The sequence below is a fragment of the Tianweitania populi genome (genome assembly GCF_014652875.1).
Classification (GTDB): Bacteria; Pseudomonadota; Alphaproteobacteria; order Rhizobiales; family Rhizobiaceae; genus Tianweitania; species Tianweitania populi.
Window position 1 is genome coordinate 1,799,692 of the sequence record NZ_BMZQ01000001.1, and the last position, 22,098, is coordinate 1,821,789.

Sequence of the window (22,098 nt, forward strand, 5' to 3'; positions counted from 1 at the left end):
CGAAAGGACCTCATGACCCGGCATCGGCTTCTCGTTACCGGCCTGCAAGGTTTTGTCGGCACGGTTCTCACCCGCCGTGTGCAGGAGCGGCCAGATGCGGCTGACATCACGCTTGTCGGTCTAAACGCTCCCAACGAGCCGATGGTCGACATTCGCGATGCGGATGCCGTGAAAGCCATCATCGACCAGGTGAAGCCCACCGCCCTGATCCATCTGGCCGCCATCGCCTCCCCTCGCGATGCCGCCAACGATCCGGCAGAAGCCTGGGCCGTCAACGTCATGGGTACCTTCAACCTCGCCCATGCATTGCGCAGCAAAACGCCCGATGCCCGCCTCATCTTCGCCGGCAGCTCGGAAGCCTATGGCGCAACCTTCGCCAGCCATCCCAAACCCTTGCGGGAAGACGCGCCGTTGCAGCCGACATCTGTCTATGGCGCGACCAAGGCCGCAGCCGATCTGATGCTCGGCCAGATGGCGCGCGAAGGGCTCAACGCCATCCGCTTCCGCCCCTTCAACCACACCGGCCCCGGCCAAGCCCAAGCCTATGTCGTTTCCGCCTTCGCTCGGCAGATCGTGCGCATCGAACGCGGCTGGCAGGAGCCTGTGATGAAGGTTGGCAACCTGGAAGCCGCGCGCGACTTCATGGACGTGCGAGATGTCGTGGATGCCTATCTCATTGGTGCAACTGGTAAAAATACCAAAATCACCGGCGCCTTCAATCTCGCAACCGGCTCCCCCATCGCGATCCAGACCATCCTGGACATGCTCATCAGGCTGTCGGAAAGCGCCATCACCGTAGAACAGGATCCAGGCTTGATGCGGGCCAGCGAGGTTCCGGTTGTCTCGGGCGATGCTTCCGCCGCGCAGGAAACGTTCGGCTGGAAGCCGGTCGTTCCTCTGGCGGAGACATTGACGGATGTGCTGAACCACTGGCGCGCGATGGCGGATACCTCGCCAGATGCGCTGCGGTGATGGGCGCTAAGTCATTGACATCGCTTGTTTAAGTAGACACTGCCGCGAGCTCGCTCTGCCAAGATTCCGACCGCAACCACGAAGGCTGTTCGGTGTCGCGGTTGATTGCGTTGCCTTCATGGGCGCGCAGGATGGCGATGCACAAAGCGAGTGCGGCGCTCTTTCCCTTGCCGCGATAGGTGTTGTGCGGCCAGCCGATTTCGGCCCGCCAGAACTCTGTGGGCGGGTTCATCAAGCCATTGATCGACATGAACAAATGCGGCTGGCTGTCGGCTAGAACGAGCTTCATCAGGGCCGTGGCGGCGTCGAGCGAGAGGACCGGATTTTCGGAGCCGACACTATGGAACGGCGGCAGGCCGAAATGACGGTGGAGATCGACGCCGAGGTCCCACATGCCGCTGAGATTACGCGGGTTCGCGGCCGTTAGTCTGAGGTCTAAGTCTCTGATTTTGTTATCAACCATGGCGCACCTGTTGGTAGCTTTGGGGTTGAGACGGATGGTGTTTTTGCGGTTCGGCGGGGATGTTCAGGAGCTTGCGGTAGAGGTCGCAATAGGCGTCGACCATCTGGTCGGCCTGGAAGTGGGTCATGGCACGACGCCGAGCCGCAGCTCCCAGGCGAGCGCGTAAAGCTTCGTTATTCCAGAGGGTTAGCATCGCATCGCCGAGGGCTTGGGGGTCGGCTGGGGGGACGACGAGGCCGGTTTGGCCGTCGCGGTTGACATAGCTGGTGCCGGTGCCGATCTCGCATGAAATCAATGGCTTACCGGCGAAAGCGGCTTCAAGGAGGGCGATGCCGAAGGCTTCGGAGCGGAGGTGTGAGGGGAAGACGAAGGCTTCGGCGCGGGACAGCAGAGCGGCTTTTTCTTCGTCGCTGACGGGGCCGAGAAGCGTAACGTTTTCAGAGACTTGATGCCCCTCCGGGGTGCCGCCGGCGATCACGACGGGCAGGCCGGTTTGGCGGGCGGCTTCGAACAGGAAGGGCAGGCCCTTGTAGTAGCGAGGGGCGCCGACAAACAGGAAAAACCGGTCTGGAAGGCCGGAAAACGACGATATGGCAGCGCAATTTGCCGGTTTTGCAGCGCAGAACGGGTTAATTCCGAGCGGAATGACCGATGTTTTTCCGGAAAATCGCGACAGAACGGGGCTCGTCGCGAGGTACTGCGGCGAGGTCGCGACGATGTGGTCTACCGATCCCAGAAAGCGGTTCATGAGGGGCTGATAGAGCCTCAGCAGGGCCGTCTGCTTCACCACATCGGAATGGTAGGTGACCACACTCGGCCGCCCTCGCCCGCCGGCATGAAGATGCCACAGGTCCATCATCGGCCAGGGAAAGTGGTAGTGGATGAGATCGGCGGCTTGCGCGAGGTTGCGGAACCGGGTGGCGGCGGTGAAGGCGATGGGGGTGGAGGCGATGTCGAGGGTGGCGCTCGCCTGATGCACGCGGTGGTTGCTGATGGTGATGGGCTCGGCGGATGGTGTCTTGCTCAGTGTGAAAACATCGCTCGCAAAACCTTGCCGCGCAGCACCCTCGGCGATCTCCCAGATCACCCGCTCCACGCCGCCGAAATTGTCCGGCAGATAGGTCTTGAAGACATGCAGGATCTTCATGCGTTCCGCGCGTTGGGGTGCCAGCGAAACTGCGCTCGCTGATTGTGAACAGACGCTGTTCACTTCCTAAGGTTGTATATCGCAACCCTTAGTTGTCATCAACCGATGCATGCATTTTTAGCTGCGGGGGTACAACCTTGAGACATCAACCTGAGGCTACTTCTGCGCGCTAAGCAGACTACAACCACCATCATCACCGCGGGTTGTATTTCTTGATGGCTGCTTGGCGGAGGCAAGTCTAACTGGCTGTCAACAGCAGCCGCAGGATGTATATCCCTTGCTTTAGTACAACCTAAGGTTCTAAATCATCTTTGCGCAGAGGCCGGCAATCTGATGTCCGGCGCGCACAGGGAGATTGGGAATGGCGACTATTCAGGGAATCTACATCGCGCTGTTCGGCCGCCCGGCCGATCCGGCGGGACTTGCTTACTGGGAAGCCGAAACCAAGGGCGGCACGGATCTGTCGGGCCTCATCGGCCGCTTGACGCAGTCGGACGAGTATCTCGACCGGTTCGAGGGACAATCACAGGAACAGATCGTCAGCACGATCTATCAGGCGCTGTTCGGACGCGAGCCTGACGCAGCTGGCCTCGCCTTCTTCGTGGACGCGCTGGCCAACGGCACGCAGACGATCGAGACGATCGCCATCAACATCCTGGACGGCGCGCGCAATACCGACGCGACCATCATCGAGAACAAGCAAGCGGCAGCGGACTTGTTCACTGCCAGCCTCGACACACCCGAAGAAATCGCCGCCTATGTCGGCGACGATGCCGCCGCCGTAGGCCGCGCCTTCATCAGCCAGGTGACGGCCGATCCGGCATCGGTGCCAACGCAGGCCGAGGTGGATCAGGCGATTGACCAGGGCGTGGTGAACCCGCCGGAAGAACCGACGCAGCCTGGAACAGGTGGTGGCGGTGGTGGCACTCCGCAGCCTGTGGATACGGTGAGTACAAGAACCGGTGAGCTCAGTCTCAAAGCACAGGATGCTGGCCAGCTGTTTGCGGGTTCTGGCAATTCATCTAAGAACTTCGAGATCACTGAAACCTCGCTATCAAAAATCGAGTTGGCTCTAAAAGGCTACCATCGCGGCGTCGGTGATGTTGCTGCAGCAGTTAATGGTGTCTACCATTTCGACGGCGACGACAAAGCTGGCTTTGCCTTCTCCGTCGCCTCACTTGGCGAGAAGACGATCGAGCAATTGATCAAAGAAGGCTATGTCTTCACGCTCAAGATCGACAACGATGGCGGTACTGGGTTTGGCGCAAACTCGACCTCGCTAACGCTACAGCAGCAGACTTCCACAACAACCGGTGAGGCAGCGCAGGATTCAGGTTACAATTGGGTTCGTACTGCCGGTAATCCGATCTTCGACGACGAGGGGAACAACCACGTCACTCAGAATATTCAAACTCCGTTGTGGTACGGCGCGTCAGCAGCATCCAACGGAAGCCTTCAAGCAGGCGAATATTCCGTCTCGCTAGAGGTTACGAAGAGCGGGCAGATCGTCGCCAACGAACAGATCACGTTGGACGTTGCGCCTTACACGTCAAAGCTGACGGCTACAGATGGAGTGTTGTCACCGGTCGCTCTGAAGAGCGATGGTTCCATGCTGAACGGCACGGGCAACTCTGGTGACGAGTTCCGTGTCGTTCAGATCGACCTAAATCAGAATGGTGCGCCTGATCTTGAGATTGCGTTGGGTGGGCAGGCCCAGCGAGGGCGTGTGTACGCCCCGCAAGATGGTGTCATCCATGTTGCCGATGGGGAGGTACCGACTTTTAAGTTTTCTATCGCGAGCCTGCCTGATAACGGACAGCCAGGAGCGTCTCTAGCTTCTCTACTCGGACAGTACGACTTCAGGCTCCACATCGACACGAATCCAACAGCAATCACCAGCTTCATCGATTTAAGCGCCAAAGCTAGCGCGGATAGCAATGGTGCCTTTGACTGGACCTTCGATAACGGATCTTGGACAGACACCCACAACCAACCTGTCAGCCTCACTGATGATGCGGGCAACACTCACGTTTCACAGAACGTTCAGGCACTCGGTTGGTACCAGCCTGAGGGCGGGCATCTGTTCGGACCCGCTGCAAGCGACAAGGGCCTCTACACGGTGTCTCTTGAAGTTTATGAGAAAGGCAGCCTCGATCTGGTGGGGTCAAGCACATTGGTGTTTGACATAGCTTGAGCTTCGTACAGGATAAAAAATCCCCGCTTCAGCGGGGATTTTTTTATGCACGAAATACATTCTTGAAAAACACTACGCACCACTCAAGTGATTCAACGTCTAAATGAAGACTTCGCCGCGGTAGCCGGTAGAAGTGAAAGCAAGATTCATTGGAACCAGCGAACGGATGAGCGGCAAACAGACATTCGTAGTATGCTACTCCAACATGGATATTCGTTTCGCCAGCAAATGTCGCCTAAATAAAAAAGGCCTGCACCGCTCAGTGCGGGCCTTCTTTTTAATTGTCTTAGACGAGCTGGAGCTGTGATGCACCCAAATCGGACAGGCCAGTCAGCTGAACGAGAGCATCGTTAGCCGAAAGCGTGCCGGAGCCATCTTCATCTACAACCACATAGGTGTTCCCACCGTACTGGAACTCAACAGCCTGCTCGTTTGCGTTAGCACCCGCAAAGCCAAGCGCAGCGTTGGTTGCAAGCAACAGATCAGTCTGACCCGCAACGTTGCTCAACTCTGTACCCGTCAAAGTCGATACGACTCCAGCATCAAGATTGAGTTGCAGCAGATCAGACGCAGAGAAGTCGGTGATCTCGATTGCTGCAGCCGATAGCGCAGATGCCGAAGCGATATTAGCAGCAGTCAAACCAGCTACTCCGTCCGTAGTGATGACGAACGTGTCGTTCCCTGCACCACCAGTAAGGGTATGAGCAAAGTTGCCATCGATAGCAATCGTGTCATTACCCGCACCAGACACGACTGTCTGAGCCGCTGTAGCACCAGTCAAGTTGATGGTATCGGCGCCGTCACCGCTCGCGATGGTGGCAGCAACGGTCGCAGCATAGTTCAGTGTAGTAGCCGAGCCGGTGATGTTAACAACTGTTGCTGTGGTGGCACCGAGTGTCACTGTGCTGGCGGCGCTGGCGTCGAGGTTGACCGTTTCAATGCCGTTCAGCGTCAAGATGCCGTTAGCACCAGAAAGGCTTACAGACGCGGCGTCAGCAGCACCCGTGGCTGCCAAGAAGTTTACCGTGAGATTGCTCCCAGCAGAAGCTGCCGAATATCCAATATCCTGACCCAAAGTAACATTATTGATCGTCAGATCATTGCCAGCAGCGGCTACACCCGTGAAATTAATCTGCTCAGCAGCCGAGACGTTTGCAGCGTCGAACACAGAAGCGGCAATAGCGGCAGACAGATTCAGTACTTCGACGTTACGAACAGTAGGAGCAACCGAGGCGCCAACCGCAGCGTTGAGCACGTCACGACCGCGCCCCCCATCAATCAGGTCGCCGGTATTCAAAGTTCCCGCGGCGGCTTCGAAGCGATCATCGCCGCTTGTCGTCTGGTTGGCAACGACGTTGGTGTTCGGGGCAAAGGTATCTACGCCAGCGGTCAAGTTGAAGAGCAGGCCATCTCCGCCACTCGGGATACCATTGCCGATGTCAGAAACCTGGTCAGCGACTTGGGCATCCGTGAACTTGACGTCAGGCGAATTAACCTGGTCAAGGAAAGCCTGACCAGCACTAATACCGCTTTGGCCCTGATAGGCAGCGAGAGCATCCGGATCAGCGCGTACAGCGGCCGTGAACTGGTCAGCAGCGGCGATCTTAGCGGCAACCAGGGCAGCATCTTCACCGCGAGCGCCGTCGAGGATGTTGATGGCGATGGTGTTGATGTTCTGGGCGCCGGAGTTCAGCTGGGCCGTGAAAAAGGCAAGGCCGGCAGCATCTGGGTTACGGCCGAACAGTTCCTGGTAGATCGAGGTGACGATCTGAACATTGTTCTGACCTTCGAAGCGATCGAGGTACTCAGGCTGACCAGCAAGGCTGTTGATCTGCGAGAGGTTCTTACCGCCGTCGGTGATCGAATTGAAATAATCGAGGCCGAGTGGATCGGCCGGACGCCCGAAGAGGGCGACGTAAATTCCCTGGATAGTAGCCATTTTGGTTCCCTTGGGTTGGCTTCACACGCCTGGAGCTCACCCAGCCCCCTCACGGGCCAGCTGTTGTAAAGCGCCAAGGCAGACACAAACTCTTGGTTGAGTCGGTGTATGGCAACTACGTACTGTCGGTTGCGTAAGGAGTCAACCGATACGTGTGGTGTTATTTTTACTTTCCTCCTAGGGTTGTATTTCCTGGAAATGGTGGGTATCGGTGGGTGCAAGAGCTGATGTTCCCCCAACGCCTTCTGATCCGGGCAGGAACAGGACAGCGCACCTCGAACGAAGCGAGTACACGGAGATGTTCACCCACCCACAGCAGGGCGTTGCCCATGGAGACGTGCTGCGCCTGCGGCAGGAAGCCGGCAAATGGTTGAAGGGTTTGCGCGAGGCCGCCGGCCTGTCTCAGCGCGACATGGCCAAGGCTGTGGGCATCGACTATTACACCTTCATCTCGCAGATCGAATCCGGGCGCGGCCGCGTGCCGCCGGCGCAGATGCGGGTCTGGGCAGAGGCGTTCAAGGTGCCTTCGCGCGACTTCGCGGTGACCCTGATGAAGTATTACGATCCGCTGAGCTATGAGCTGATCTTCGGCGACGAAATCGCCGTGACGGCGGCCGAACAAGCGCGTGACGAGCTGGAAGCGCGCATCGCCAAGCTCGAAGGGCTGATGGCGCGGCGCTGAGGCACCTGGCGCGCAGGATGCGGTTTGCAACCTGCGCGCGCGTTTGATCGGGTGCACTTGGTTTTGCAGGCGATCAGCCCTTCAGAAACGTGTTCCAGTCGATCTTCAGGGAGCCGTCGTCTTCGCTGAGGAAGCTCTTTTCGGGCACGGTCATGCGCTGTTGTTCGGCCTTCTGGGTCGCGGCCAGCAGGGTCGTCAGCATCTGCAGATTGCCGGCGGAGATGAGCTGGGCGTAGGCGATGGCAAGGCCGCCGCTTTGGCGCAGCTGATGCAGGGCAGTGGCATCGAGCGCGTTGAGGGCGGCTTCGTTGATGCGAAGCAGGCCTTGTACCTGGGCCGCACCCGCACCCTCGCCCGTGGTGATCGGCCAGGGTTCGAGCAGGCCGGCGGCTTCGATTCCGCGCACCGCGTTGGCAGTGGCGGCTTCGGCCTGCTGCAGGGTGGACACGAAGTTCATCATGCTGGTGGTTTCAGGCGCAATCTGACCTGCTGCGTCGAAGAAGGGCGCGCCGGTTTCGCCCACAGCACTTTCGATCACCAACCCGCTGGCTTCATCGACGCACAGAACGAGCTTGTCTTCGCCGGTCTTTGCAAGGCGAAAGGGGTGAGAGCGCAGGAGGGCGGGCGTGTACATGGCCAGCCAGCGGCCGTTCGCGCCGACCATAAGGTTGCGGCCGGGGGTGAGGCCGAGCACCGCGACCAGGGTGGTGGCGTCGCCCGTTTTCACGAAAGAAAGCGGCAGCGCGCGGGCGGCATGGCCGATCTCGGCATTGACGATGGGCACGATGTGACGATCGGCGGCAAAGCGCATGTCGCGCGGGGCGAGCCATTTCTTGGTGGCATGGCGCTCGCGGGAGATCGGCCGGAAGTCGGAAGTCATGGGGCGAGCCTCGCTGCAACACTCAATGCGCGCTTCCCTTACAACCGCCCTTTCACACGAGCAAGCTCTACCGAGGGTTGCAATTGGCAACCGAAGCGGATAGGCCACTCGTGTTTCCCGCACGAGCCTGGATCCAGCCGCATCCCATGAAAGTCATTCTTTCGGTCGAACCGATCCGCTATCCACTGACGGGGATCGGCCGCTACACATTGGAGCTGGCGCGCAACCTCGCGCAACTTGAGGCTGTGGAAGAACTCCGCTATTTCAGCGATGCCGCTTTTGTGGACGAACTGCCGGATGGGGCGCAGGCGGCGAGCGCGACGGCACCGACTTCGCGCATGCTGCGGCTGAAGCGGCAGGTGGCGGCGCGGCTGCCGTTTCTGCTCAACATCTATCGCCGGCGTGTCGATACGGCGCGTCAGGACACGCTCGCCGGCAAGGGCGACTATGTCTATCACGGGCCGAACTTCTACCTGCCGCAGACAGACGGGCCGGCGGTGGTGACGATCCACGACCTGTCGGTGCTGAAGATGCCGGAGTTCCATCCGCCGGAACGCGTGGCGTTCATGACGCGCGAGGTTGAGGTGGCGATGAAGCGCGCGACGGCGATCATCACCGTGTCCGATTTCATCCGGCATGAGATCGCCGAGCATTTTTCGATACCGCTGGAGCGCATTTTTACGACCAGCCTGGCGGGAAGCGCGGACTTCTTTCCGCGCGATGAGGCCGTAACCGCGCATGTGCTGGCAACTTTGGGGCTGAAGCCGGGCGGTTACGCGCTTTATGCCGGGACGATCGAGCCGCGAAAGAATCTGGATCGGCTGCTGACGGCCTATGAGGCGCTGCCAATGGCGCTGCGCAAGCGCGTCCCGCTGGTGCTTGCGGGCTACAAGGGCTGGAACAATGCGGGCGTCCATGCGCGCATCCGGCAGGCGACGGCGGAAGGCTGGGCGCGCTATCTCGGTTATGTGCCGGAAGAAGCGCTGCCGCATCTGTTTGCCGGCGCGCGGCTGTTTGCCTTTCCTTCGCTTTATGAGGGTTTCGGCCTGCCGGTGCTGGAAGCGATGGCGTCGGGTGTGCCGGTGGTGTGTTCGGATGTCGCGTCGCTGCCGGAAGTCGCAGGCGATGCGGCGCTGATGGTGCATGCCGAGGATGTCGCGGGCTTGACGGCTGCGCTGGAGCGCGGGCTGACGGATGAAGGCTGGCGCGAAGGGGCGGTTACAGCCGGTCTCAACCAAGCGGCGCGATTCTCTTGGGCTCGTTGCGCGCAGGAAACGGCAAATGTTTACCGCCACGTGCTGGATCTGGCGGCATGATCCCGGCCATTCCGCAGAGTTTCGGACTGCAGCGCACGTGGGCGTATCGCTATTTCGTGCTGTCTTCCATCGCGACCGAGTTACGGCTGCGGGTGGTAGGGAGCCGGTTGGGGCTGGTCTGGCTGATCATTTCGCCGCTGCTGCAAGTTGCGATGTATGCGCTGATCCTGTCGACGGTGATGCGCTCGCGCCTGCCCGGCGTCGACAATCGCTTCGCTTATGCGATCTATCTGCTGGCCGGGTTTCTTGCCTGGTATCCGTTTACCGAGATCGTGACGCGCTGCGTGACGCTGTTTCTCGACAACGCCAACGCGCTGAAGAAAATCGCCTTCCCGCGCACGGTGTTGCCGTTGATCGTGCTGGGAAGTGCTGCCTTCAACAATCTAGTGATGATTGCGGTGACTGCGGTCGCGTTCCTGTTGATGGGCCATGTGCCGTCCCCGCAAGTGCTTTGGCTGCCGGTGCTGCTGATCGCCAACCTTGCTCTAGCGAGCGGGCTTGGCCTGTGCTGCGGCGTGCTCAATGTTTTTATTCGCGATGTCGGCCAGCTCGTGCAGATCGGGCTGCAATTCGGCTTCTGGCTGACGCCGATCGTTTATGTCATCGACATCATTCCGGCTGGTTATCGCTGGGTGTTCGGCCTCAACCCGATGTTCTGGGTGCTGGATAATTACCATCGCGTGCTGGTTTATGATCAGCCGCCGGATCTCGCGAAGCTCGCCGCGGTCGTCGCGCTTGCGCTTGCGCTGCTTCTGCTTGGCCGGTTCATGCTGCGGCGTTCGCAGGCCGAGATGATGGACACGCTGTGAGCGCGCCGCTTCTGCAACTGGATGGCGTCGGCAAGGCGTTCCGTCGCTATGCACGCGAACGGCATCGCCTGATGCGCTGGTTCGGCCTGCCGATCCCGACACCGGAAGAGCGCTGGGTGCTCAGCGACATCAGCTTCCGGGTCGATCCCGGCGAGGCGATCGGCATTGCCGGGCGCAATGGGGCCGGCAAGAGCACGCTGTTGAAGATGATCGCCGGCATCACGCGGCCGAGTGCGGGAAGCATCGTGCTATCCGGCCGCGTGGCGGCGATTCTCGAACTCGGCATGGGGTTCAGTGGCGAGCTGACGGGCCGCCAGAACACCTTTCACGCGGCCGGCATGATGGGCTTCAACCAGAGCGAGATCGAAGGCGCGCTGGACGACATCACCGGTTTTGCCGAACTCGGCGCCTTTTTCGACCAGCCGATCCGCACCTATTCCAGCGGCATGCAGATGCGGCTGGCCTTTGCGGTCGCGACCGCGTTTCGCCCGGACATCCTGATCGTCGACGAGGCGCTGGCGGTGGGCGACGCATATTTCCAGCACAAGAGCATGGAGCGCATTCGCCGCTTCCAGGCCAAGGGCACGAGCCTGATTTTGGTGTCGCACGACAAGGTCGCGCTGCAGAGCCTGTGCACCCGCGCGATCCTGCTGGATGGCGGGCACCTGGTGCGCGACGGCAATCCCGAAAGCGTGCTGGACTATTACAACGCGCTGATCGCCCAGAAGAAGGGTGAGACGATCACCACCGAGGAGCTGGAAGACGGCCGCGTGCGCACGATTTCCGGAACGCGGCAGGCGGTGATCGAGAGTGCCGTGCTGGAGGATGCGGACGGCAAGCCGGCTGACACGGTGGCCATCGGCACGACCGTGAGCCTCGTGGTCAAGGCCCGTGCAGTCGAAGCGCTGCCGTCCTTGGTGCTGGGCTATGCGATCAAGGACCGGCTGGGCCAGACCTTCTTCGGCACAAACACGGCTTTCACCGCCCAGGTTATCGAGGCACCGCAGGCAGGCGACACGGCGACCTTCCGCATCACTTTTCCCGTCATGCTAGGACCCGGCACCTATTCGATCGCACTGGCGCTTTCGGCCGGCGAAAGCCACCTCGACGCCAACTATGAATGGCGTGATCTTGCGCTGATGTTCGACGTGGTGAACCTCGACAAGCCGCCCTTCGACGGCAAGATGTTCATGCCGCCGGTGATTACGGTGGAGCGCTAATCACGCCTTAGCCGGCGCTTCGACATAGCGAGTGCGCAGGTTGAGGAATGGCTGTTCGATGACGGAATAGGACAGCCAGGAAAAAGCAAGCGTCGCGCCGAGAAGCACAGCCGCATTGAGGCCGAGCGCAACAATGCCGGTGCCGCCGACGGAGCCGAAAAGCTCATGCGCGGTGAACAGGATCATGGCGTGCCACATATAGATCGAGAAGCTCCATGCGCCGCAGGTCGCGAAGACGCGATCAAGCCGCTCACCGAACGAGATGCCGCCGCGCACAAAGCCGAGAATGACGCCCGCCCAGCATGCGGCTTCGATCGTGCCCCAGATGATCCAGAAGGGCTGCTTTTGGTCCGGCAGGAAGGAACTGGCGTAGCGCGCCTGCACGCCGACGGCGACGATCGTCACAAGCGAAGCCACGAAGAAGAGCAGCCGGCCGTGGCGGTTCAGCCAGTCCTTCCGGCGATGGTAGGCGAGGCCTGCCAGCATGCCGATGAGGAATTGGTCGAAGCGCCCGACCAGCGTCGAATATAGCATCAGCTTGCTATTTTCAGCCGCGAGATAGGCGCCGAGCTTGATGACCAGCATCATCAGGATGAGCTTGACGAGGTAGGCGGCGCCGCGTTCGCGCACGAACTGAGCAAGAAACGGGAAGACGAGATAAAAGGCGAACTCGACCGAAATGCTCCAGGCCGGGCCGGTGGCGAGATGCCAGGAGGTCGGCGGGTTGCCGATGTTCGTGACGAAGACATAAAGCAGATCTGTCGCAACGAAGCGGTCGCGATGGATGGAGATGGCGACCACGAACACCGTGAGGAACAGCGGCGCGATGCGCAGCAGGCGGTTGCGTAGGAATTTGGTGTAGGCGATCGCCTCCCCTTCCGCCGCGATCGTCATGAAAATGAAGCCGGACAGCACGAAGAACAGGGCAACCCCGGTGTGGCCTTCGGTGATAAGGCCAAGCCAGGCATATTGGGGCAACGGAACCCAGCCGCCTTTGTACATGTGGAAGAAGTGAAAGGCGAAAACCAGCAGCGCCGCGAGCAGGCGGAGCTGATCGATCTCGGGGATGTAACGGAGGTTGCGGGACTTCACCTTGCCTCCGATCTCAAGCGGATTTCGGAAGCGTGGTGTTGGCCCGTAGCTCGGCCAAGAAGGTGCTCGCGATCGTTTCCCAGGAATAATGTGCTTCGACTTGCTCGCGCGCAGCGGTGACCATCCCGTCCAGAGCGTCGCGATCGGCATCTGCAAACCATTGCAGCGCTTCGCGCAGACCTTTGTCTTCCAGCAGCAGGAAGTGCTTGCCGCTTTCGAAGCTCAGGCCACGCGCACCGAAGGCGGTGGACAGGACCGGGATGCCCGACGCGAAGTAATCCAGCATCTTGAGATTGCTGCCGGAGCCCGAACGCATCGGGTTGAGCGCGACATGGGCGGCCGCGAGCAGATCGTTGCGGACGGCATTGTCGACCTGGCCGAGCAGGTGGACGTTGGCTGGTGTCGGTCGATCCTTGAAGGGCAGGCAGACGCTGCCGAGCACCACAAAGCGGAAGGTCGGCAAGGTTTCAGCGACCGCAAGGATGGCTTCCAGCGCCTCGATGTTCGGCTGATGCCAGCTTCCCATGAACAGCGCGGTGGTCCGGCCGGCGAGACCGGTGCGGGATTGCAGATCGCGCCGCATGAGTGGTGACGTGAAAGGCACTTCGTCCAGCGCGACGCCGTTCGGCACTTCGTGCAGGCGCGCGCGGGTGGGGCCGTAGATTTCGCAGAGACGCGTAAGGTCGCGCGTTGTGCAGGCGAAAACATGCGAGGCGAGACGCCAGGCTTTTCCTTCTGCCGCTTGGACGATGTCCAGCAGGCGCTCGCCGGCGGGATGGCCAGCGAGCATGTCGCGTTTCAGGTCGGCTTCGACATTGTGCGCTTCGAACCAGAGCGGCTTGGTGTTGAGCGCCTGTTTCAAAGGTTCGACGAGGTAGGGATGGCTGGCGATGCCGGCCACGCTCGTGGCGCAGGAGTCAGCGAGCGCTTGCTGGAAATCCGGCGTCAGGCGGGAAGCGAGTGCGGCGGCAATATCGCCGACGGGCTGATTGCCTACGGTTTGCGACAGCATCTGCTCGGTGCGGAGGTGGGTCGCTGACTTGGCGATGCGGATTTCGACCATGCCCGGGGCGATTTCGCGCGGTGGTGCAGGCCTGTCATTCAGCGAGACGATGTCGATGTCATTGGCATCCGCGAGATGCTTGTAGAGGTGGAAGATGCGCGATTGTCCTCCGCCCATGGCCGGGTAGATCGGGAAGGTGTTGGCGAGCGTGAGCTTGGGGCGGCGTTGGCGAAGGATGGTTGCGCTGCGGGTCGGCCGCTGCATCAGGCCTTCGAACACGGACGACCAACTGACGCCTGCAACCGCATCGCGCGCGGTTTCGCCCATGCGCCTTGCGTCATCCGGGTGTGCGGCGAGGTAGACCAGCCGTTCGCCCAGCGCCTCGGAACTCGCTGCGGTGACGAAGCCGGTTTCGCCATTTCGCACGAACTCCGTGGGGCCGCCGGAATCCTTGACCGTGACCACCGGCTTGCCACTGCGCATGGCCTCGACCGTGATCAGGCCGTAGTCTTCATCACGGGGCACGAAGGGCACGGCGAGCGCATCGGCATAAAGGCCGGGCATATCGTCATCAGGTACGAAGCCGAGGAAGCGGATGCGCGGGTCTGATTTCGCGAGGTCTTTCAGGCGCGCTTCATCCGGTCCAGAGCCGGCGATGAGCAAAGGAATATCCGCATCAGTGAAGCGCATGGCCTCGATGATCAGGTCGACGCGCTTGGGGCCGTCGAGCCGGCTTGAGGTGAAGAGATAATCCTGACCGCCGCAGCGATAATCCGCGCGATGCGGCGGGGGATGGAGGATGCTGACGGGGGCGCCGAGCGGGAAGTAATTGCGGCGATCGGCAACCGTTTTCGAGATGGCGGCATAGCGCTGGATGCGCGTTTGCGACAGGCCGATGCCGTCGAGGAAGTGGACGATCTCGCGCGCGACTGGTCCCGGAAAGGCGAAGATGCTGTCGGGCACGTCGCTGGCGCGAAGGGCTTTGTAGCGCTCGAAGAACTCCGGCAGCAGTTGCTCATGCGCGCCATGATCGCCGGCCATGTCGCGCATCCAGGCGATCAGAGTGCGGACGCGGGTTGAGGTGATCGTTTCGGCCGATGGTCCGCTATAGGTGTCGTATAGGCCGCGCAGGCGGTGGAGCATGTAGCAGACATGGTTGGGGTGTCTGACCATCCAGGCCGGGTATTTGCCGGAGATGACGCAGTCATAGGCGCTGAGATCGAGCTCGGAGAAAGCCTTGTAGGAGGAAACCAGGCCGTCGAGCGTGTCTTCCGGCGACACGAGCGAAACGATGTCGCAAGTGTGCGGTGTGTGTTGCTCGATATGGTTTTGCAGGCCCCACCACAGGTTCTCCGCGCCGCCTATGACGAAGGGGATGGGATGCGGGGTGACGATCGCGATTTTCATGCTGCGCGCGCCGATGGGTTGGTCCGTCCGAGCGCGCCGTCGAGCAGGGTATCCACCACCGGTTGCCAGCCGATCTGCATGTCGGCGTAGCGCTGGCGACCGGCCTGCCCCATTGCGGCGGCTTTGGCGGGTTGGTCGATGATCTGCGTGAGCGCTTCGGCCACAGCGTCGGGCGTTGGCGCGCAGATCAGGCCGGTTTCGCCGTCCAGCACGAACTCGAGCGGGCCGCCGGAATCGGTGCAGGTGATGAGGGGCTTGGCCGACAGCATCGCTTCCAGCGTGACATAACCGTAATCCTCATCAAGCGGGCCGAAGAAGACGGCCGCAGCATGAGCGTAGAGCGCGATCATTTCGGCGCGCGAAATTTCGCCGAGGAAGCGGACGCGCCCGGTGATGGCCAGTTCGGCGGCGAGGTCTTCCAGGAGGGCGCGGCGCCCACCGGTGCCGCCGAAGATGACCTGCACCGGTCGCGGACAGGCGGCGACGGCGCGCAGCAGCAGATCCTGGCGCTTGAGGATTTCGAGCCGGCTCGGCGCGAAGATGTAGGGCATGGCTTCCGCGCAATGGAAGGCATCGGCGTCTGCGGGGGGATGGTAGAGCGCTTTCGAGGCAATGCCGTTGTGGTGCTGCAGGCGCTGCGACACGCGCTCGGCGATGGTGAAAACCGCCTTGGCGCTGCCGAGGCTTTGAGTGTCGGCCGCGATAATCTCGGCGCGCAGCGCATCGGTTTCCGCGTGACCCTTCGCCCAGCCATAGGGCGTGTCGTAGAGGTCGTAGGCCGGGCGGTGCTGATGGAGAAGCCAGAGCGCCTTGTTGGGGTGCTCGATCAAATAGGCGGGGAATTTCAGGCAGATCAGGGCGTCGATCTGGCCACCGTCATAGCGAGAAAAATCGACCGAAGCAGCCTGGCGCATGGCTTCATGCGCGGCGCCCGGCGGTTCGAAATGGAAGGGGATGCGAATGCTGTGCAGGGTGTGACCGGCACGGCGGAAGGCGTGTTCCAGGCCGGCCGCTAGGAACTCCGCGCCGCCGAAAATGCCCGGCGTGTAAACGGTGGCGACGCCAATGCGCATCAGGGGGCGATGTCCGAACGTGGCTTGCGGGCATAGATGGCGTAATCGGCGGGCTGGCGGAACCAGTCGTTGAGCTCGGCGGGGGCGAAGCCGCTTTCGGGCTGGTCGAGGCGGCAGTCCTCGTCGCGGCGGATGATTCTGATATCGCTGAAGCCACGCGTTTCAGCGATGAAGCGCAGGAAGTCGGGCGGCAGCGGCTTGTTGTGGGTGGGGTCGTAATGGAAGGTGCAGGCGCCGACCACGAGGTTTTCCGGGTTCGGTGTTTCGAACAAGACGAAGCCTTGCGGAGCCAGCGCGGCATAGGCGGCATCGAACAGCGCAACGAGATCGCGGAAGGCGAGATGTTCGACGATGTGGAAGCCGGTGACGGCGGCGAGGCTTCCCTCCTCCAGCCCGCGCAGGTGCGCGATCGCATCGCCTTCTTGCGCATCGAGGCCGCGCCCGCGCGCTTCCGCCGCCATAGCGCCGTTGAGGTCGATGCCGCGTGCGATGACATTGGCGTCGCGCAGCAAAGCGAGCCACTCGCCGCGGCCGCAGCCGATGTCGAGCACGGTGCCACCCGCCGCGACAGGGGGCGTCTCGCGGGTGAGGTCGAGATAGCGACGCAGGCGTTCGCTGATCAGGTCGGTGGAGCCACGGAAGCGGTTCTCGAAGGCGACGTAGAGACTGTCGAGCGAGGCGTCTTCGGCGGCCTGAAGCGGGGGCGCTTGCGGTGAAGCTTCAGGCAAAGTGCTGCGGGCGCTGTCGATGAAGGTTGTGAGCTGGCGCTGCTGTTCGACGAGCTGACGCCGCGCCGAGGTGAGTTCGGACACGGCACTGTCGCGGCTGTCGATCACCTGTTGTGTGAGCGCATGCGCCTGGTCGGCCGCTTGTTCGGCTTCGATGACGCGCTGTTCCAGCTTCTGCAGGGATCGGCGGACGCTGGACAGCGATGTGTTGACGGCGGTGACGACCTCGCGCTGGCGGCGATCGCTGGATGCGATGCGTCGTTGCAAGCGGCGCTGGCCATGCGGCAGCGACAGATAGGGTTTGAGACGGACAAGGATGCCGCCGATGATCGGCAGGCTCTTTATGCGGCCATAGCGAGAACGGCCGTCGAGATTAGCGATCTCCACACCGCGGGCTTGTCCCTCCGGCGAGGCGCGCAGCGAACGCAGGACATCGGCCGGGCCGGTATGGCCTTCGCGCAGCACCGGGAGGTAATGGCTGAGGCCGGACTCGTCGATGTCGCGGCCGAGCACGGCGCGATAACTGGCGCGCAGGAAGGCCAGCTCATCCATGCCTTCGAAATCTTCCAGCGCGAACTGCTTGCGCTCGCTCGGGAAGACCTCGTCGCCTTCATCCAGGCTTTCCACCCGAACGACACTGAGCGCGCGGCGATCCGCTTGGGCAGCGGGTGGTTCCACCGTTCCAAGCTCGGCGCGGATGCTCGCTAGGATTGCATCAATGTCACGCCGAGGTTCAGCCAGGGCTTCGCTCATCCGCCGAAATGCTCTCTTCTTTGGTCCGAAAGTGCATTGGCGGCTTAGCGCGGGATGAAACGAAACGCAACCCTAGGTAGTTAAATCCACAACCTGTAGTGCGGCCTCGATCGCTTTGCCTGCGGAACACTGGAAGCCGAGGCGGTTGAGGCTACCGGCCAAGGCGGACAGAGCAGCCAACGCATGCAGCGGGTGCGCAGCCGGTCCCATATGAGCGACGCGGATGGCCCGGCCTGCCGTGGGTCCTCGTCCGCCCGACACCAGAAGGCCGTAGCGGTCACGCAGATCGCTGAGCAGGTCTGCCTCGCTGATACCTTCGGGCAAGCGGACGACGGTTGTGGTGGGCGATGCATATGCCTCGCTCGCCGCCCAGATCGACAGGCCTAGGGTTTCAATGCCGGCGCGGAAGGTGCGAGCCGTCAGGTCATGACGCGCCCACACCGCTTCGGGTCCTTCGCCGAGATAAAGGTCGAGCGCGGCATCGAGGGCATTGATGTCGGCGATCGAGGTTGTAAACGGAAAGCGCTTGCCGGCCTCGCCTGCGTCTTCCCAATCGAGAATGCTGAGCACGGAGCCGCGCGGCGCGCTTGGGTTGGCCTTCATCTTGGCCCATGCGCGGGTGCTGATGCCGAGCAGCGTCAAGGCCGGCGGCGTGCCGAGGCATTTGGCCGGACCGGTCACATAGATCGCCGCCTGGCAATCCTCCGGATGCGTGTTCATGCCGCCGAAGGACGACACCGCATCCACGATCAACAATGCGCCATGTTCGGCCACCACCGCTCCAATTGCGTTGATCGGGTTGATGGTGCCGCACGGCGTTTCATGATGGCAGACGGACACCACCGAGATCGCCGGGTTGCGCTTCAGCATGTCGGCAACCGCTTGCGGGTCGATCGCCTGATCATCAGGCGCTTCCAAAGTGAGGACATCGCGGCTGTATCGGCGCGCCCAACCGCCAAAGCCTTCGCCATAGGGGCCGGATGCCAGAATGAGAACCGTATCCTGTGCGTCGATCAGCGAAGCGGCGGCAGCCTCCAGTCCAAGAACCGGTTCGCCCTGCAGGATAAGCGGCCTTGTAGAAAGACGCATGACCTGCTGCAACTTTCTGACGATCCGCTCGTACTTAGCCTGATACGGCAGGTCGTAATCATACGGCACCCGTCGAGACAGAGCATGCAGCACCTCAGGATAAACCGGAACCGGCCCAGGCGTCAGACTGAGAACCGGTGGTTGATCTTGGGGGTAACGCATGGGCCGATCCTTGGAAGCGCAGGCAACACCATATAAGGCTTAAATCTCTTCGCGAAGTTCCCGGACCAAGGCAAGCCAAAGGCTGCCCAGGCGGTTGAACCTCTCGCACTCCTACAACCCTTAGAAGAACCTTTTTAACGGTCGGCGCCCTTTAATCAGCTGACATGATCTCGTAGCGACCATGACCCTGCTGAACACCAAACGAAACGTGCATACATGGCCGCAGATCGCCCTGCTGACGGTTCTCGGCACGCTGCTGTGCATCGCGCTCGCCTTCGTTATCGACTGCTTTTCGTTTGAACATTGGCGCTTTCAATGGGGAACCGATCCCCAGAACAATGTGATCATTCCCGGCCTGGTCGCGCCGCCGATTTTGTTCTTCCTGCTGAGCCGGATGCGCGAACTGGCGATTGCCCATCGCGAGTTGCAGATCCTGGCTTCCACGGACGGGCTGACCGATTGCCTGACGCGCCGCGCCTTCACGACGCTGGTGGATGCCTATCTCGAACAGGTCAGCCAAGAGGACAAGCAACGTGGCGGCGCCCTGCTCGTGATCGATGTCGACTATTTCAAGCTGATCAATGACCAGTTTGGACATGACGAGGGTGATCACGCGTTGCGGGTCATCGCCGATACGATCAAAGGGTCGCTGCGCGAGATCGATCTGATCGGCCGCATCGGCGGCGAGGAGTTCTCCGTGTTTCTGCCGGGTGCTGCGCCGGAAGCGGCGCGCTCGGTAGCCGAGCGCATCCGCCAAAGCGTGTCGCAAAGCCTGTTCGCACCTTTAGGCCAGCCTGTCCGGATGTCGGTCAGTGTTGGCGGAACCACGTTCGGCCGGCCGACCGAATTCAGCGAATTGTACCGTGAGGCCGATCAGCAGCTCTACAAGGCAAAACGAACCGGCCGGAACCGCGTGCTGTTCAAGGCCGCCAGCCCGAAGGCCGCTCCGCCGCTCCCTCTGCATTGAAGGCTCCGGGATAAGCGCCATTATGCTGCAGCGCACAACCTGTGCTAGGATGCGCTAGTTCTATTTGATTGAAGACCGGATTTTTCCCTCATGCATATCGAGTACCAGAACTTGCCGGCATTGGTCGGCCAGGAAGTTGGTGTCAGCGAGTGGGTGCTGATCGACCAGGATCGCGTCAACCGCTTCGCCGAAGCGACCGGCGACTTTCAGTGGATCCATGTCGATGTGGAGCGCGCGACACGCGAGCGCGGCGGCACGGTAGCGCATGGCTACCTCACCTTGTCGCTCGTGCCCGGCCTGATCGAAACCATGCTGATCTATGAAGATGTCAGCCACACCATCAATTATGGCGCGGATCGTCTACGCTTTACGGCGCCGGTGATGGTGGGCAAGCGCGTACGCGTGCGCCAGACCATCAAGACGGTCGAACCGCGCGGTAGCGGCATGCAATATCTTGCCGAGATCAAGGTTGAGATCGAGAATGAGGACAAGCCGGCCCTCATCATGGACATGCGGATGCTGGTATTTCCCAGCGAAGCGGTTGCCGCTTAAGACAGGGCGACCTGCTCCACGATCGGCGCGGTCGACACAAACGGATCAAGCGCCGCATCGTTGATCGCGTCGCGATATTCGGCGATCAAACGTTTTACGAGATCGGCTGCTGGCGGAATATCGTCGATCGCGCCTGTGCCCTGCCCGGCCGACCATACGGTCTTCCAGGCGCGCGCTTCGTTCTGCATGTCCAGCGTGCCGTGCGACACGAGGTTGTCGGGATCAAGCCCGGCCGCCACGATGCTGGGGCGCAGGAAATTGGCGTTCACGCCTGAAATCGCCGGCGTATAAAAGATGTCGGCGGCGTTCGACGCGACCAGCATTGCCTTCTGCTCCTCGGAAACCAGCGCTTCCTTCGTCGCGATGAAGCGCGTGCCGAGATAAGCCATGTCCGCGCCCATCACGCGTGCGGCCGCGATCTGGCGTCCGTTAGACATGGCGCCCGACAGCACGATCGTGCCGTCAAAGATGCTGCGAATTTCGGACACCAGTGCAAACGGGCTGAGCGCACCGGCATGACCGCCGGCTCCGGCTGCCACTGCGATGATGCCGTCGACGCCGGCTTCCGCCGCCTTTTCGGCATGGCGGCGATTGATGACATCATGAAAAACCAGGCCGCCATAAGAATGCACGGCATCCACCACGTCGCGCACCGCACCCAGTGAGGTGATCACCAGCGGCACCTTCTTCTGCACAGTGATCTTGAGATCGTCTTCCAGCCGTGGATTGGTCTTGTGGACGATCAGGTTGACGCCGAAGGGCGCGGCCGATGGTGTTTCATCCAGGCGCGCCTGGATCTGGTCGAGCCACTCGACATAGCCTTCGCTAGTGCGCTGGTTGAGCGCCGGGAAGGTCCCGATCATGCCGGCGCGGCAGGTTTCCACCACGAGATCCGGGCCGGAGGTCAGGAACATGGGGGCTGCGATTGCCGGAATTTGCAGCCGGCCTTCAAAGCTCTGCGGAATGCCCATTGCCCGAACTCCTCTATTCGCCCCGTCGATTGCTGTCCGATCGCGCCGCCAGACCGCCGATCAGCGTTGCCACGCTATGCTCTGCAATTTCGCGTTTGGATAGGGGTCCGGCCGGGTCATACCAGCGCGAAATCCAGTTCAAGGCACCCAGTGCCGTAAAGGTCGTCAGCCTCACATCAGCCACGGCAATCGAGCCATCCGCCATGCCAGCTTCGATCACGCGGCGCACGATGGCATCCGTGTCGCGTTTCAGGGCCTTGATGCGCGACAGGCTTTCAGCCGACAGCGCGTGGTCTGGCGTCCGGCCGACGCAGGCGCCGAAGCCGTCGCTCATCATCATCGCGTAATCGATCAGCAGCGCGCGCAGGCGCTGCAAGCCGTTGCCGCCCGCCTGCTCGGCCGCCTGCGCCGCCTGGCCGATTTCTTCCAGCCCGCGCTGCACGCAGGCAAACAGGATCTCATCCTTGTTGGCGAAATAATGGTAGATCGTGGGCTTGGTGACATTGAGCGACAGCGCGACATCATCAAGCGATGTGGCGTGAAAGCCCTTCTCGTTGAAGAACTCCACGGCGCGCAACAACACGGCCTCGCGCTTCAAAGCACGGTTGATCTCACGCTGCTCAGGCTTGGGCCAGGGAGAAACGTCGGGAGAGCGCTTCGCCGTTGAACCAGTCCGCAT

General features: G+C 61.4%; 19 protein-coding genes. 8 read left to right on the forward strand and 11 right to left on the reverse strand.

What is annotated here, in order from left to right:
- Window positions 1-12 precede the first annotated feature (12 nt).
- Window positions 13-972, forward strand: a complete 960-nt coding sequence (locus IE166_RS08755; RefSeq protein WP_189503044.1) for a GDP-mannose 4,6-dehydratase — start codon at window positions 13-15, stop codon at window positions 970-972.
- Window positions 973-1,000: 28 nt separating this feature from the next.
- Here the strand turns inward: IE166_RS08755 and IE166_RS08760 are convergent, their stop codons facing one another.
- Window positions 1,001-1,435 (reverse strand): hypothetical protein, encoded by a 435-nt coding sequence (locus IE166_RS08760; protein WP_189503045.1) that lies wholly within the window; start codon window positions 1,433-1,435, stop codon window positions 1,001-1,003.
- Window positions 1,428-2,582 (reverse strand): glycosyltransferase, encoded by a 1,155-nt coding sequence (locus tag IE166_RS08765; RefSeq protein ID WP_189503046.1) that lies wholly within the window; start codon window positions 2,580-2,582, stop codon window positions 1,428-1,430. Before IE166_RS08765 ends, IE166_RS08760 begins: the two co-directional genes overlap by 8 nt.
- Before the next feature lie 361 nt (window positions 2,583-2,943).
- Here IE166_RS08765 and IE166_RS08770 point away from each other — a divergent pair, with 361 nt between their 5' ends.
- Window positions 2,944-4,776, forward strand: coding sequence for a DUF4214 domain-containing protein (locus IE166_RS08770; RefSeq protein ID WP_189503047.1), 1,833 nt, complete (start codon window positions 2,944-2,946; stop codon window positions 4,774-4,776).
- A gap of 286 nt (window positions 4,777-5,062) precedes the next feature.
- Here IE166_RS08770 and IE166_RS08775 read toward each other — a convergent pair whose 3' ends face one another.
- Window positions 5,063-6,715 (reverse strand): DUF4214 domain-containing protein, encoded by a 1,653-nt coding sequence (locus tag IE166_RS08775; protein WP_189503048.1) that lies wholly within the window; start codon window positions 6,713-6,715, stop codon window positions 5,063-5,065.
- A 298-nt stretch (window positions 6,716-7,013) separates the two neighbouring features.
- On the opposite strand from IE166_RS08775, the gene IE166_RS08780 reads away from it, so the two are divergent.
- Window positions 7,014-7,397, forward strand: a complete 384-nt coding sequence (locus tag IE166_RS08780; RefSeq protein WP_189503049.1) for a helix-turn-helix domain-containing protein — start codon at window positions 7,014-7,016, stop codon at window positions 7,395-7,397.
- 73 nt (window positions 7,398-7,470) lie between these two features.
- Here the strand turns inward: IE166_RS08780 and IE166_RS08785 are convergent, their stop codons facing one another.
- Window positions 7,471-8,277, reverse strand: coding sequence for a SapC family protein (locus tag IE166_RS08785; protein WP_189503050.1), 807 nt, complete (start codon window positions 8,275-8,277; stop codon window positions 7,471-7,473).
- A 146-nt stretch (window positions 8,278-8,423) separates the two neighbouring features.
- Between IE166_RS08785 and IE166_RS08790 the strand changes: the two genes are divergently transcribed.
- Genes IE166_RS08790 through IE166_RS08800 form a run of 3 tightly spaced genes read left to right on the forward strand, consistent with a single transcriptional unit; the run spans window position 8,424 to window position 11,622 of the window.
- Window positions 8,424-9,593 (forward strand): glycosyltransferase family 4 protein, encoded by a 1,170-nt coding sequence (locus tag IE166_RS08790; protein WP_189503051.1) that lies wholly within the window; start codon window positions 8,424-8,426, stop codon window positions 9,591-9,593.
- Complete coding sequence (locus tag IE166_RS08795) at window positions 9,590-10,402, forward strand: ABC transporter permease (protein WP_189503052.1); 813 nt, start codon at window positions 9,590-9,592, stop codon at window positions 10,400-10,402. Before IE166_RS08790 ends, IE166_RS08795 begins: the two co-directional genes overlap by 4 nt.
- A complete protein-coding gene (locus IE166_RS08800; protein ID WP_244641369.1) occupies window positions 10,399-11,622 on the forward strand; it encodes an ABC transporter ATP-binding protein in 1,224 nt (407 codons plus the stop codon). The genes IE166_RS08795 and IE166_RS08800 overlap by 4 nt, the downstream gene beginning before the upstream one ends.
- Here the strand turns inward: IE166_RS08800 and IE166_RS08805 are convergent, their stop codons facing one another.
- From IE166_RS08805 to IE166_RS08825, 5 genes are all read right to left on the reverse strand, one after another.
- Window positions 11,623-12,714 (reverse strand): acyltransferase family protein, encoded by a 1,092-nt coding sequence (locus IE166_RS08805; RefSeq protein WP_189503053.1) that lies wholly within the window; start codon window positions 12,712-12,714, stop codon window positions 11,623-11,625.
- 13 nt (window positions 12,715-12,727) lie between these two features.
- Window positions 12,728-15,124, reverse strand: coding sequence for a glycosyltransferase family 4 protein (locus IE166_RS08810; protein WP_189503054.1), 2,397 nt, complete (start codon window positions 15,122-15,124; stop codon window positions 12,728-12,730).
- Window positions 15,121-16,197, reverse strand: a complete 1,077-nt coding sequence (locus tag IE166_RS08815) for a glycosyltransferase family 4 protein (protein ID WP_189503055.1) — start codon at window positions 16,195-16,197, stop codon at window positions 15,121-15,123. The genes IE166_RS08810 and IE166_RS08815 overlap by 4 nt, the downstream gene beginning before the upstream one ends.
- Complete coding sequence (locus IE166_RS08820) at window positions 16,197-17,678, reverse strand: class I SAM-dependent methyltransferase (RefSeq protein ID WP_189503056.1); 1,482 nt, start codon at window positions 17,676-17,678, stop codon at window positions 16,197-16,199. Before IE166_RS08820 ends, IE166_RS08815 begins: the two co-directional genes overlap by 1 nt.
- A gap of 72 nt (window positions 17,679-17,750) precedes the next feature.
- Window positions 17,751-18,929 (reverse strand): pyridoxal-phosphate-dependent aminotransferase family protein, encoded by a 1,179-nt coding sequence (locus IE166_RS08825; RefSeq protein ID WP_189503057.1) that lies wholly within the window; start codon window positions 18,927-18,929, stop codon window positions 17,751-17,753.
- A 181-nt stretch (window positions 18,930-19,110) separates the two neighbouring features.
- Between IE166_RS08825 and IE166_RS08830 the strand changes: the two genes are divergently transcribed.
- Complete coding sequence (locus IE166_RS08830; RefSeq protein ID WP_189503058.1) at window positions 19,111-19,896, forward strand: GGDEF domain-containing protein; 786 nt, start codon at window positions 19,111-19,113, stop codon at window positions 19,894-19,896.
- A gap of 90 nt (window positions 19,897-19,986) precedes the next feature.
- Window positions 19,987-20,448, forward strand: a complete 462-nt coding sequence (locus IE166_RS08835; protein WP_189503059.1) for a MaoC family dehydratase — start codon at window positions 19,987-19,989, stop codon at window positions 20,446-20,448.
- On the opposite strand, the gene IE166_RS08840 is transcribed toward IE166_RS08835, so the two are convergent.
- Window positions 20,445-21,419, reverse strand: coding sequence for an NAD(P)H-dependent flavin oxidoreductase (locus IE166_RS08840; RefSeq protein WP_189503060.1), 975 nt, complete (start codon window positions 21,417-21,419; stop codon window positions 20,445-20,447). The genes IE166_RS08835 and IE166_RS08840 overlap by 4 nt on opposite strands.
- A gap of 13 nt (window positions 21,420-21,432) precedes the next feature.
- Window positions 21,433-22,098, reverse strand: a complete 666-nt coding sequence (locus IE166_RS08845) for a TetR/AcrR family transcriptional regulator (protein ID WP_189503061.1) — start codon at window positions 22,096-22,098, stop codon at window positions 21,433-21,435.